The 13375-nt window shown below is 63.7% G+C and carries 11 protein-coding genes; 10 read left to right on the top strand and 1 reads right to left on the bottom strand.

Annotation, left to right across the window (positions count from 1 at the left end; all coding sequences use genetic code 11):
* The first annotated feature begins 73 nt into the window (after positions 1-73).
* From NRG23_RS07890 to NRG23_RS07850, 9 genes are all read left to right on the top strand, one after another.
* Positions 74-2578 carry an alpha/beta hydrolase fold domain-containing protein gene (locus NRG23_RS07890; protein ID WP_257374318.1) on the top strand — a complete coding sequence of 835 codons (2505 nt, stop codon included), beginning with the start codon at positions 74-76 and terminating at the stop codon, positions 2576-2578.
* Between the two features lie 313 nt (positions 2579-2891).
* Positions 2892-3827 carry a Ppx/GppA family phosphatase gene (locus NRG23_RS07885; RefSeq protein WP_038631411.1) on the top strand — a complete coding sequence of 312 codons (936 nt, stop codon included), beginning with the start codon at positions 2892-2894 and terminating at the stop codon, positions 3825-3827.
* A 223-nt stretch (positions 3828-4050) separates the two neighbouring features.
* Positions 4051-4464, top strand: coding sequence for an arsenate reductase ArsC (locus NRG23_RS07880; protein ID WP_016703304.1), 414 nt, complete (start codon positions 4051-4053; stop codon positions 4462-4464).
* 285 nt (positions 4465-4749) lie between these two features.
* Positions 4750-5721 (top strand): tripartite tricarboxylate transporter substrate binding protein, encoded by a 972-nt coding sequence (locus tag NRG23_RS07875; protein WP_038631415.1) that lies wholly within the window; start codon positions 4750-4752, stop codon positions 5719-5721.
* Position 5722: 1 nt separating this feature from the next.
* Entirely contained in the window at positions 5723-6229 is a 507-nt protein-coding gene (locus NRG23_RS07870) for a tripartite tricarboxylate transporter TctB family protein (protein WP_028682940.1), read from the top strand.
* A gap of 23 nt (positions 6230-6252) precedes the next feature.
* Positions 6253-7761, top strand: a complete 1509-nt coding sequence (locus NRG23_RS07865; protein WP_016703306.1) for a tripartite tricarboxylate transporter permease — start codon at positions 6253-6255, stop codon at positions 7759-7761.
* A 236-nt stretch (positions 7762-7997) separates the two neighbouring features.
* Positions 7998-9095, top strand: a complete 1098-nt coding sequence (gene nspC, locus NRG23_RS07860) for a carboxynorspermidine decarboxylase (RefSeq protein WP_124301317.1) — start codon at positions 7998-8000, stop codon at positions 9093-9095.
* A gap of 26 nt (positions 9096-9121) precedes the next feature.
* Entirely contained in the window at positions 9122-10357 is a 1236-nt protein-coding gene (locus NRG23_RS07855) for a saccharopine dehydrogenase family protein (protein ID WP_257374315.1), read from the top strand.
* Positions 10358-10710: 353 nt separating this feature from the next.
* Positions 10711-11115 (top strand): DUF1801 domain-containing protein, encoded by a 405-nt coding sequence (locus NRG23_RS07850; RefSeq protein WP_257374314.1) that lies wholly within the window; start codon positions 10711-10713, stop codon positions 11113-11115.
* 119 nt (positions 11116-11234) lie between these two features.
* On the opposite strand, the gene NRG23_RS07845 is transcribed toward NRG23_RS07850, so the two are convergent.
* Complete coding sequence (locus NRG23_RS07845; protein ID WP_009048236.1) at positions 11235-11777, bottom strand: Hsp20/alpha crystallin family protein; 543 nt, start codon at positions 11775-11777, stop codon at positions 11235-11237.
* Positions 11778-12278: 501 nt separating this feature from the next.
* Here NRG23_RS07845 and hemB point away from each other — a divergent pair.
* Complete coding sequence (hemB, locus tag NRG23_RS07840) at positions 12279-13253, top strand: porphobilinogen synthase (protein ID WP_009048237.1); 975 nt, start codon at positions 12279-12281, stop codon at positions 13251-13253.
* Positions 13254-13375 lie beyond the last annotated feature (122 nt).

Raw genomic sequence — 13375 nt, 5'->3', positions numbered from 1 at the left:
GCCGGGAAGGCCGTGGACCCCATCATGCGAAGACCTGCGCCTGCCCATGAAAAAACAAGAAAAGAGGTGCTGCATGCCCCAACTCGAACCCGACCTGCCATCGACGTCGCCACTCACCGCCGTGATCATCGGCAGCGGTTTTGCCGGCATCGGCATGGCCATCGCGCTGCGCAAGGCCGGCATCACGGACTTCATCATCCTGGAAAAACAGCAGGATGTCGGCGGCGTCTGGCGGGACAACAGTTACCCGGGCGCGGCCTGCGATGTGCCATCGCACCTGTACTCGTTTTCATTCGAACCCAACCCCGGCTGGACGCGAATGTTTGCCCCGCAAGCGGAAATACAGGGTTATCTGCAGCATTGCGTGCGCAAGTATGAGGTGGCGCGGCACATCCGCTTCGGCGCTGAAGTACAGGCAGCGCGATTCGACGAGGCCAGCGCGCAGTGGTGCGTCACCGAAGTCGGTGGACGGGTGCATCGCGCCGCCTTGCTGATCAGCGCCACTGGCCAGCTCAGCCAGCCGGCGCTGCCGACGTTCGAAGGCATGCAGGCGTTCAAGGGGCAGGTGTTCCACTCCGCAAATTGGGATCACGGCTACTCGTTGGCGGGGAAACGGGTGGCGGTGATAGGGACGGGCGCTTCGGCCATTCAGTTCGTGCCGGCCATCGCCGACTCGGTGGCGCAGCTCAAGGTATTCCAGCGCTCGCCGGCCTACATCCTGCCCCGGCCCGATCGCGCCTACAGCGACGAAGAAAAGCAGCTGTTCGCCAGGAGGCCCTGGCGCATGGCGCTGCATCGCGCCGCCATCTACCTGCGCTACGAATCCAGGGCCCTGGGTTTTACCCGCCTCAAGGGGCTGATGAAGTGGGCGGTCGGCCTGCCGTTCCGCCGCTTGTTGAACCAGTCGGTGGGCGACCCGCAGATGCGCCGGCAACTGATCCCGGACTACCCTATCGGCTGCAAGCGCATCCTGCTGTCCAGCGATTACCTCAAGACCCTGGCCAGGCCCAATGTGCAGTTGATCACCGAGGGCATCGGGCGCATCACCGAGCAGGGCATCGAGACGCTGGACGGCAAGCACCACCCGGTCGATGCGATCATCTACGGGACGGGTTTCGCGGCGACGCAATTTCTTGCGCCGATGACAATCGTCGGGCGCGACGGGGTAGCGCTGCAGCACGCCTGGGAGCAGGGCGCCCGGGCGTATCTGGGGCTGGCGGTGCCGGGCTTTCCCAACTTCTTCATGTTGTATGGCCCCAATACCAACCTGGGGCACAACTCGATCGTCTACATGCTGGAAAGCCAGATATCCCATGTCATGCGCTGCTGGCGCGCGATGCACAAGGCTGCGGCCACCACCGTCGAAGTCGACGAGCAGACTGAGCAGCGTTTTCATCAACGGATACAGCGCCGCCTGGCCGGATCCGTGTGGAGCGGTTGCAAGAGCTGGTATGTCGACGCAGCGGGCCACAACAGCACCAACTGGCCGGGTTTCACCTTGTCCTATCGCTGGCTGACCCGTTATTCGGCATTGCGCGCCTATGGTTTTTCCAGGGCGCTGGCCAGCGAGTCGGGCCAGGTCTACGGGCGTCTGGTCGCCGAGCCCCGCGATGGTCTCGAAGTCCTCAGTGCTGGCTTGTTGCGCCAACTCTTGCGAGTGAGCTTCCGGGCGCTGATCGGTCCGCCGCGAAGCCTTGCCGCACAGCGGCGTATCGTCAACGGCCTGTCGTGGTCGATGCCGGGCTGCGCGGGCGTGCGCCAGGCACAGGTGCACATCTCGGGCGTACCGCTGCGGATCCTGACACCGGACCATACCGAGGCGGGTGGGGTGATTCTCTATCTGCATGGCGGCGCCTTCTGCCTGGGCGGCCCTGTCACTCACCGTAGCGTTACCAGCCGTCTGGCCCGGGAAGCGGGGATGGCTGTCTGGGTACCGGACTATCGGCTGGCACCGGAACACCCGTTTCCCGCGGCCCTGGAAGATGCGTTGGCCTGTTACCAGGCGATCCGGGCGCAAGGCTATTCGGCGCGGCAGATCCTGCTGGCCGGCGACTCCGCGGGTGGCTCTCTCGCCCTGGCCCTGGCGCTTACCCTGCAACAGCGGAGCGAGCCCTTTGCCGCGGGCTTGCTGCTGTTGTCCCCGGTGACGGATGCGACGCTGAGCGGGCCGACCCTCATTACGTGCCAGTACGCCGACCCCATGCTGCGCCGTGATTGGCTCGAGCAAGGGCTGCGCGCCTACGCAGCGCCTGCCGATAGCCCGTTGCACAACCCATTGACCGCCGACTTGCGCGGCTTGCCGCCGCTGCTGATCCAGGTGGGGGATCAGGAATTGTTGCTGGCGGACTCCACACGCCTGGCCGAGCGCGCGCTGCACTGCGGCGTGGCATGTCGCCTGGAGGTGCATGCGGCGAGGTGGCATGTATTCCAGTTGCAGGCGTTCTACCTGCGTTCGGCCAGGCAAGCCCTGCGTTCAGCAGCCCTGTTCGCTCGCAGCCGCCTGGAGGATCGTGGCGAGCCTTGTGCCGACGCGGTTGCAGGAGTGGCGGTGACGGATGTCGCAGCCATTGATGGGTAGTTGTCGCCAGGATTTTCGGGCAAAAAAAAGCCGCCCAAGATGGCAGCGTTAAAGGAGAGCACGCGTTGTTGATAGCGCGAGTATCACTGCGAAAAATGACTAAATGATGACAGTCCCCTTGCCGCCGAACAGCCTTTCGTGACCGGGTTGCGGCAGGGCAAGGCCTGGGTGAGCGCCAACTGGGGGGCAGGGCGTATCAAGGCGGGTGGCTGTCATCTTGGCGTCATCGATGGAATGGCAAGATCGCCGCAAACCGTCTTTAGTTCTCGACAGGCTGCGGCCTGCCGGTCGATGAATCTGCCAGGAATCCTCCATGAAAGGTGACGCCTCTCTGTTCGCGGCCATTGATCTTGGGTCCAATGCGTTTCGCCTGATGATCGGCCAGCCGGTCAGGCGCAGCCAGGGGTTCATGATCCAGGAAGTGAAGACCCTGCGGGAGCCGGTGCGCCTGGCCGAGGGCTTTCAGGAGGGCGCGCTGGACGCGCTGGCGCTGGACCGGGGCTGGCAGGCGCTGGCGCGCTTCGGCAAGAAACTGCGCGGTTTCGAGGCCGGGCGGGTGCGGGCGGTGGCCACCAGCGCCGTGCGCGAAGCCGACAATGCGCCGCTGTTCCTGGCCAGCGCGGAGCGTCACCTGGGGTTTCGCATCGATGTCATTTCCGGGCATGAAGAGGCGCGGCTGGTGTACGCCGGCGTGGCCCATACCGTGCCGGGCAGCGAAAGCATGCGGCTGGTGGTGGACATCGGCGGCGGTTCCACCGAGTTGATCCTGGGGCAGGGCGCCCAGCCCTTGCTGACCGAGAGCATCGCCATTGGCAGCGCGACCTTCGGCGCGCGCTACTTTCCGGGCGGCGCGGTCTCGGCTCACGCCCTGCAGGAAGCCGAGCGCCTGGCCAGCCTGAAGTTCGAGAAAGTCGCCCGGCGTTATCGCCAGTTGGGTTGGCAGCAGGCCATAGGCTCCTCGGGCACCACCCGGTTCCTGGCCAAGGTGCTCAAGGCCAACGGCCTGAACGACGATGGCCAGGACGGCATCACCTACGGTGGGCTGTTGCGCCTGTCGCTGCGCCTGCTGCAAGCCGGGCATGTCAAACGCCTGCGGCTGGCCGGGCTGCAATCCCATCGCCTGAGCATCCTGCCCGGCGGCCTGGCGGTGATGCTGGCGGCGTTCAAGGTGTTTGGCGTCACCCATATGACGCCTTCCGAGCCGGGGCTGCGTTTTGGCGTGCTGCATGGCCTGATATGTAACAACTGATTACCAAGCGTCATCTGCAAGCCGCTGGCCTTCCTCCGGCCAGCGGTTCCCGCCAGGGTGTTCCGTCGCTCTATTTCAATCCTTTACCGGCCACGCCGGAATCAGCTGACGGCCACGCGTGCACGCCGTCGCCGCGCTATCCCGCCGTCGAAAAACAGGCTGTCATAAAAAGTGCGATTTCCCGCGGCACTATCCCAGCAGTCTGAAAACAGGGGAATGAACCATGAGTGACAAACGCCGCGTGCTGTTCGTTTGCGCCAGAAACGACGCCCGTTCACTGATGGCCGAAGCGCTGCTGCGCCACGCCGACGCCGAAGATTTCGACGCCTTCAGCGCCGGCCTGGAGGCCAGCGAGATCGACCCGCGCACCCTGGAGTCTCTCGAACATATCGGCATCGATACCGCGGGGCTGCGCAGCAAGGCCCTCGACGAGTTCGCAGGGCAGCAGTTCCACTATGTCATCACCCTGTGCGACAAGTCCTCGGAAGAGGCCGCGCGCATGCCGTCCTCCGGCGAGGTGATCGTCTGGAACTTCGAGGACCCGGTCACCAGCGACAGACATGAACCGTTCCGCCACACCCTCCAGGAAATCCACGATCGGCTGCATATGTTCATCACGGTGAAGACCCGTTCGTGATGGGCAAGGATCGCAAATCCTCTCTTGCTGAATCGCTGATCTTCTCTTGCTGATAAGCACGGCCGGGCTTCTATCCCGGCCAACTGCTTTCCACCCCGAATCAAGACTCCCCAGGCGCGCCCTTGGCGGGAGCGTCAGGCCCTGGTCGCATTCTTTACCCGGGGTTCTCTCCTCTGGCGGTCGCCAACCGCCGGCCGTCTACACTTAACCGCAGGCCACACAGGGCGACGGCCCTGGGCGCATTCAACCGGTATCAACAAAAACAATAGTCTCGGGAGAAACCTGATGTTCACAGCACTGCGTCGATTCAGCCGCGGCATGGCCATTGCCGCCAGCCTCGCCACGCTCACCCTCGCCACCCCGGCGTTCGCCCTGGATACAGTCAAGTTCATGGCCCCGGGCTCCGTGGGCGGCGGTTATGACCAGACCGCGCGGGTTTTGGGCAAGGCCTTGCTCGAGGCCGGCACGGCCAAGTCCGTGACTTTCGAGAACAAGGGCGGAGCCGGCGGCACCCTGGGCCTGGCGCAGTTCGCCAACAGCACCAAGGGCGACCCGAATGCGCTGCTGGTGGTGGGGGCGATCATGGTCACCGCGGTGGAGCAGAACAAGCCGCAGATCAGCCTCAAGGACGTGACGCCGATTGCCCGGTTGTTCACCGAATACAACGTGCTCGCCGTGCGTGAGGAGTCGCCCTACAAGACCCTCGAGGAGCTGCTCAAGGACTTCAAGGCCAACCCGGCCAGCATCAAGTGGGGCGGTGGCTCCAAGGGTTCCATCGACCATATCGGCATCGCCGAGCTGGCGAGCAAGATGGAGGTGCCGGTGAACCAGGTGAACTACGTTGCCTATGCCGGCGGCGGCGAAGTGGTGGCCGCGACCCTGGGCGGGCACATCACGGTGATCACCGGCGGTTATGCCGAGCTGGCCAAGTACGTGCAGTCCAAGCAGTTCCGCCTGCTCGCCATCGGCGCTCCGGAGCGCGTTCCCGGCATCGATGCGCCGACCCTCAAGGAGAAGGGCTACGACGTGATCATCGGCAACTGGCGCGGTGTCTATGGCGCGGCCAACCTCACGGTCGAGCAGCGCAAGCAAGTCACCGACGCGGTCCTGGCCGCCACCAACAGCAAGGTCTGGCAGGACAATGTGAAAGCCAACGCCTGGTCGCCGAGCATCCTCACCGGCGATGAGTTCGGCAAATTCGTCGACGAGGAACACCAGCGCCTGCGGGCGATGCTGGTCAAGGTCGGGCTGCTTTGAGATGGCCGGGCGCAGCAGGGTCGTGCTGTCGCAGTTGGCGATTGGCCTGGGGCTGATCGCCATCAGCCTGGTGCTGGTCATCGGCGCCTTGCGCTTTCCGCCCGAGATGGGCTTCGTCATCCTCGGTGCCCATGTCTATCCCAGCGCCGTCGGCGCCTTTCTGGGCGCCGTGGGCCTGCTGTTGAGCTACCAGGCCTGCACCGGTGGTTTGCGCGAGCTGGCCGCATCCGGCGACGACAGCGACGACAGCGACGACAGCGCCCAGCCCGGCGGCAGGCTCGGGGCGGCCTGGGTCACCGCGGGCCTGGTGGCGATTGCCGTACTGATCAACCTGATCGGTTTCGTCCTGGCCGCCGGCTTGCTGTTTGCCTGCTCGGCGCGGGGTTTCGGCAGCCGGCGTCCGTTGCGCGACCTGGCCATCGGCATCGCCCTGACCCTGCCGATCTACTGGCTGTTCAGTGCCGGGCTGGGCGTGGCCCTGCCACCCCTGGTCAATGCCTGGATCTGATCCGGGCCGAAGGAGGTCACACGGTGGACATTCTCTTGAACCTGGCGACAGGTTTCTCCGCGGCACTGGCGCCGATCAATCTGCTCTGGGGATTTATCGGCTGCCTGCTGGGCACGGCGATTGGCGTATTGCCGGGGATCGGCCCGGCGCTGACGGTGGCCCTGCTGTTGCCGATCACCGCCAAGGTCGATCCCACCGGCGCGCTGATCATGTTCGCCGGCATCTATTACGGCGCGCAGTTCGGTGGCTCGACCACCTCGATCCTGCTCAATACCCCGGGCGAGTCGTCGTCCATGGTCACCGCCCTGGAAGGCAATCTCATGGCCCGTAACGGCCGCGCCGGTCCGGCCCTGGCCACCGCGGCGATCGGCTCGTTTTTCGCCGGCACCATCGCCACGGTGCTGCTGACCCTGTTCGCCCCCATCGTCGCCATGCTGGCGCTGAAGTTCGGCCCCGCGGAGTATTTCGCGATCCTGGTGCTGTCCTTCACCACGGTGTCGGCGGTGCTCGGTGCGTCCATGCTGCGCGGTTTCGCCTCGCTGGGGATTGGCCTGGGCATTGGCCTGATCGGCCTCGACTCGACCTCGGGCATTGCCCGCTACACCCTGGGCGTTCCCGAGCTGGTCGATGGCATCGAAGTGGTGCTGGTGGCGGTCGGCCTGTTTGCCGTGGGGGAGGCCTTGTACAGCCTGCTGTATCAGAAGGAGGAAGCGTCCGGCCGGCATCGCCTGACCTCGTTGTGGATGACCCGCGCCGACTGGAAACGCTCGATTCCCGCCTGGCTGCGGGGCACCCTGATCGGCTTTCCGTTCGGCTCGATCCCGGCCGGTGGCGCGGAAATCCCGACCTTCCTGTCCTATTCCACCGAACGCAAGCTGAGCAAGCACCCGCAAGACTTTGCCGCCAGTAAGGGGCAGGGCGCCATCGAAGGGGTGGCCGGCCCGGAAGCCGCCAACAATGCCAGCGCCACCGGTTCCCTGGTGCCGCTGCTGACCCTCGGCATCCCGACCTCCGCCACCGCGGCGATCCTGCTGGCGGCGTTCCAGAACTACAACCTGCAGCCGGGGCCGCTGCTGTTCCAGACTTCCGGCGACCTGGTCTGGACCCTGGTGGCCTCGCTGTATATCGGTAACGTTATCCTGCTGATATTGAACCTGCCCCTGGTCGGGCTCTGGGTGAAGCTGCTGCAGATCCCCCGGCCGTACCTCAATGCCGGGATCCTGGTGTTCGCTTCTATCGGCGTGTACGGCATGCGCCATTCGTCCTTCGACCTGTTGCTGATGCTGGCGATCGGCTGGGGCGGGGTGCTGATGCGGCGTTTCGATTTTCCCGTCGCGCCGGTGATCGTCGGCATGCTGCTGGGGCCGATGGCGGAAAAACAGCTGCGCAACGCCTTGTCCATCAGCCAGGGCGACTGGTCGATATTCGTCACCCAACCCATAGCCGCGGCCTTCCTCGGCTTGACCCTGCTGGTGCTGGTGGTGCCCCACCTGCTGCACGCCCGGGGCATCAAATTGCACGAGGATGATTGAGCACACGGCGCTGCGTGCCAGCCGGCGTGGCACGACACTTCAGAACGTCATGGCAGGCCCCTAGGATAGGGGCTGCCAGGCGGTTTGCGTCCTGGAGCATTGCCTGCAACAGAGCCGATCCGGGGGCGGTGCCGAGGCACTGACCCGGCGAGCGGTGCTTTCTGCCCTTTCGATACGCGGCAAGTGAAGGCACAATGCGCATCCTTTTTTTGGCTGGCCTGGCCGGAGGCCTCGAAATGATCAAAACGCCGTACTACCTCATCGACAAACAGAAACTGCTCGGCAACATGGAGAAGATCGCTTACGTGCGCGAGCAGTCCGGCGCCAAGGCCCTGCTGGCGCTCAAGTGCTTCGCCACCTGGTCGGTGTTCGACCTGATGCAGCAGTACATGGACGGCACCACCTCGTCGTCGCTGTACGAGCTCAAGCTCGGCCGGCAGAAGTTCGCCGGCGAGACCCACGCCTACAGCGTGGCCTGGGCCGACGACGAAATCGAAGAGATGCTCGACAACTGCGACAAGATCATCTTCAACTCCATCGGCCAGCTGCAGCGCTTCGCCGCGGCGTCCGAAGGCAAGGTCCGCGGTCTGCGGGTCAACCCCCAGGTGAGCAGTTCCGATTACCTGCTGGCCGACCCGGCGCGTCCGTTCAGCCGCCTGGGCGAGTGGGACCCGGTGAAGGTCGAGGCCGTGATCGAGCAGATCACAGGCTTCATGTTCCACAACAACTGCGAGAACAGCGACTTCGGCCTGTTCGACCAGATGCTGGGCACCATCGAGGAGCGCTTCGGCCACCTGCTGCACAAGGTCGAATGGGTCAGCCTCGGCGGCGGCATCCACTTCACCGGCGAAGGCTATGCCCTGGATGAGTTCTGCGCGCGCCTCAAGGCGTTCTCCGAGAAGTACGGCGTGCAGGTCTACCTGGAGCCGGGCGAAGCGGCGATCACCCAGAGCGCCTCGCTGGAAGTCACCGTGCTCGACACCCTCTACAACGGCAAGCACCTGGCAGTGGTCGACAGCTCTATCGAAGCGCACATGCTCGATCTGCTGATCTATCGCCTGAACGCCAAGCTGGCGCCCAGCTCGGGCGAACACACCTACATGGTGTGCGGCAAGTCTTGCCTGGCCGGAGACATCTTCGGCGAATACCAATTCGATCGTCCGCTGGCCATCGGCGATCGGCTGTCGTTCGTTGATGCGGCGGGTTACACCATGGTCAAGAAAAACTGGTTCAACGGCCTGAAAATGCCGTCCATCGTAGTGAAACAACTCGACGGTAGTGTCGAGGTGGTTCGTGAATTTGGGTTTGAAGACTACCTGTCCAGCCTCTCGTAAGCTGGCGGAAAGGAGAGATAAAGAAATTGAAGAAGAACGTTCTTATCATTGGTGCAGGAGGTGTCGCCAAGGTGGTGGCCCACAAGTGCGCGCAGCACAACGACGAACTCGGTCGTATTGCTATCGCGTCGCGCAACATCTCCAAATGCCAGGCCATCATCGACAGCGTCAAGGCCAAGGGCAGCCTCAAACAGCCCGCGCAAATCAAGGCCTACGCGCTCAATGCGCTGGACATCGAGGCGACCAAGGCGCTGATCCGCGAGACCGAATCGCAGATCGTCATCAACGTCGGCTCCGCCTTCCTCAACATGTCGGTGCTGCGTGCCTGCATCGATACCGGCGTGGCCTACCTGGACACCGCCATTCACGAAGAGCCGGGCAAGATCTGCGAGACGCCGCCCTGGTATGGCAACTACGAGTGGAAGCACCTCGAGGAATGCCAGCAGAAGAACGTCACCGCCATTCTCGGCGTGGGCTTCGACCCGGGTGTGGTCAACGCCTATGCGGCCCTGGCCAAACAACAGTATTTCGACCGCATTGATTCGATCGACATTCTCGACGTCAATGCCGGTTCCCATGGCAAATATTTCGCCACCAATTTCGATCCGGAAATCAATTTCCGCGAATTCACCGGACAGGTGTGGAGCTGGCAGAACAACCAGTGGACCAGCAACACCATGTTCGAAGTCAAGCGCACCGACGACCTGCCAGTGGTCGGTTCGCAGAACCTGTACCTGACCGGTCACGATGAAGTGCACTCGCTGTCGAAGAACCTCGACGTGCCCAACGTGCGCTTCTGGATGAGTTTCGGCGAGCACTACATCAACGTCTTCACCGTGCTCAAGAACCTCGGCCTGCTCTCCGAGCAACCGGTCAAGACCGCCGAAGGCCTGGAAGTGGTGCCGCTGAAAGTGGTCAAGGCCGTGCTGCCCGATCCTGCCTCGCTGGCGCCGGGCTACACCGGCAAGACCTGCATCGGCGACCTGGTCAAGGGCACCAAGGATGGCCAGCCGCGCGAAGTCTTCATCTACAACGTGGCCTGCCACGAAGAAGCCTTTGCCGAAACCGACAGCCAGGGCATTTCCTACACCGCGGGCGTACCGCCGGTGGCCGCGGCCCTGCTGGTGGCTCGTGGCGAATGGGACGTGCAGCGCATGGTCAACGTCGAGGAGCTGCCGGCCGAGCCGTTCCTCAAGGCGCTGGACCTGATGGGCCTGCCGACCCGCGTCAAGGACGAGAACGGCGACCGTCCCTGGAACTGATTCACCTCCCGCTGTAAAGAAACCAGGTGCGCATGGATGGCGTGCCTGGCTCTCGATTCCCGCTACTCCCTCCTGCCAACACAGCGACCTCCTGCTCTCTCAGGGGCGCCACCGTATCCGAGCGACGCCAGAAGCAAGCCTGCATCGAGGCTGGGTGGGTGGCCTATCGGCAGTTCCAGATCAAGCACCTGGCCCGGATCAAGGGCGTGCAGCGCCTGAAGACGGAAGTCCCCGTGCAGAAAATCAAACTGAGCACCGAACTGCCGGTGTGACGCTCGTCGGTTACCTGGAGGGAAACGGCCCGTCAGCGATACTCAAGGGTCGGAACGACACCCCTCCAGAGGATGACCAGGATGAAAAAACACACCAGCGACGCCAAGCCAGCGGAGGAGAGCAGTGCGGCCTCCCGGCTGATAGACGGGCGCATCGAGGAACTGGGCGACTGGCGCGGCGAGATGCTGGCCCGGGTCCGGGGGCTGATCAGGCAGGCCGATCCGCAGGTGGTCGAGGAGTGGAAGTGGCGCGGGGTGCCGGTGTGGTCCCACGGCGGCATCCTTTGCACCGGCGAGACCTACAAGAGCGTCGTGAAGCTGACCTTCGCCAAGGGCGCCGCGCTGGACGACCCGGCAGGCCTGTTCAACGCCAGCCTCGAGGGCAATACCCGACGGGCGATCGATCTGCATGAGGGTGACAGCCTGGACGAGGCCGCCTTGCAGGCGCTGATCCTGGCGGCCGTGGCGCTCAACCGCTCGCGCTGAGCGGGGCATTCGCGTCTGGTTGTCATGCGCCTTGCCGGCACGATGATTCACGGTCCTTATTGTTGGCCGGCAAAAAAAGCCCCTTGCCGATTTCCCGGCAAGGGGCTGGCTGGCCTGGGTCATTCGCCCTTGATCTGCACGACCTTGTCCGCATTCAGGGCGGCAGGTTTTTTCGGCAGCGAGATGCTCAGCACGCCTTTGCTGAAGCTCGCCTCGATCTTCTCGGCATCGACCCCTTTGGGCAGGTTGAACACCCGCTCGAAGGAACCGTAATGACGTTCGTTCAGGTGATAGCCTTTTCTGTTTTCTTGCGTTTCCTCTCTCTTTTCACCCTTGATGACCAGGCTGCCGTCAGAGAGTTTGATCTCGATATTCTTCTGATCCATGCCGGGCAATTCGGCAGTGATTTCGAAGCTTTCGTCTTTCTCGGTAATATCGACGGCAGGCATGCCACGGCCGATCAGTTCGCGCCGCCAGAACGGATCCACATCGAACAGCCCACGGCTGAAGGGAGACAGGCCGGGGCCGCGATTGAAGTCATCGAACAGGTGATCGACCTGTTGCCGCAGTTTTTCCAGAGGTTGCCACAGGTCGCTCATGCTCGAACGCCGGGTGGCCTTGTCTTCAGTCTGGATCGGCATTTTTTTCACGGAGTTGGCCATTTTCGCTTCTCCTCCCGGGTTGAGGGCGGGCCGCGAGCCATCCCTGGGGCGACCCGCCACGACAGAACGGCAACCGGGCCCGCAGGCCTGCAAGCCCGGTCTTTCCGCCCACGACAGCCATCCCGCGAAACGCGCTGCCAAGGGCTCGATCTGAGTGCTCGAGGATGCCCGGCAGGCGATCCGCCAGGGGCCGCCTCCATGGGGCGGGCGGTCCTGCACACGCGAGCAATACCTGCCGCAGGCACTGGCCTTCAAGGCTCGCGCGAACGGCTCGGGCGTGTATTAGTTAGATCGAAAATCGGCCCGACAGTTTCGTCTCGGGCTGTTTGTCTGACAGGCGTAACCACCCGTATTCATGGGCATTGTTACCAAAGCGGCAACGCAGTCTTGGCGACGTGGTGTTTGTGCCGGTCGCGGCTTCGGGCATAAGCTTCGCTCTTTTTAGCTGCGGTCGTTATCGCACCCAGCCTTGTCTCATGTGGCCTGCCCTGAGGAAATCCCATGTCCAGCCAGTTCCCCCAAGCCCGTCCCCGTCGCCTGCGCCGCAGCGAACAGATGCGCAGCCTGTTCCAGGAAACCGAGTTCACCCTCAACGACCTGGTGCTGCCGATTTTCGTCGAGGAAGAGATCGACGATTTTGTGCCGATCAAGAGCATGCCGGGGGTGATGCGCATTCCGGAATCGAAGCTGGCCGGGGAGATCGAGCGTTACGCCCGCGCCGGGATCAAGTCGGTGATGACCTTCGGCGTGTCTCACCACCTGGACAGCAACGGTAGCGACACCTGGAACGACAACGGCCTGGTGTCGCGCATGTCGCGGATCGCCAAGGACGCGGTGCCGGAGATGATCGTGATGTCCGACACCTGTTTCTGCGAGTACACCGACCACGGCCACTGCGGCGTGCTGCACGGCCATGAAGTGGACAACGACCAGACCCTGGTCAACCTCGGCAAGCAGGCGGTGGCCGCGGCCCGTGCCGGCGCCGATGTGATCGCGCCGTCGGCGGCCATGGATGGGCAAGTCCAGGCCATCCGTCGTGCCCTGGACGAAGCCGGTTTCACCCAGACCGCGATCATGGCCTATTCCACCAAGTTCGCTTCGGCGCTCTACGGTCCGTTCCGCGAGGCCGGCGGCAGCGCGTTGAAGGGCGATCGCAAGAGCTACCAGATGAACCCGATGAACCGCCGCGAAGCGGTGCGTGAATCGCTGCTGGACGAGCAGGAAGGCGCGGACTCGCTGATGGTCAAGCCGGCCGGCGCTTACCTGGACATCATCCGCGACATCCGCGAAGCCTCGCGCCTGCCGGTGACCGCGTATCAGGTCAGCGGCGAGTACGCGATGATCAAGTTCGGCGCCCTGGCCGGGGCCATCGACGAGGCGCGGGTGGTGCGCGAAAGCCTGGGCTCGATCAAGCGTGCCGGGGCGGATCTGATCTTCACCTACTTCGCGATGGATCTGGCGTTGAGCGGGATCTGAAGCGCTCCAGCGGTGTTCCAGATGTAAATGTATGGTCCTCAAGGGCCCCATCGCGGGCAAGCCTCGCTCCTACAGAAGAAGACCGTGTGCTTCTGTAGGAGCGAGGCTTGCCCGCGATAGCG

This window comes from Pseudomonas sp. T8 (genome assembly GCF_024610635.1).
Taxonomy (GTDB): Bacteria; Pseudomonadota; Gammaproteobacteria; order Pseudomonadales; family Pseudomonadaceae; genus Aquipseudomonas; species Aquipseudomonas chlororaphis_I.
This window is presented reverse-complemented; position numbering and strand designations above follow the sequence as displayed.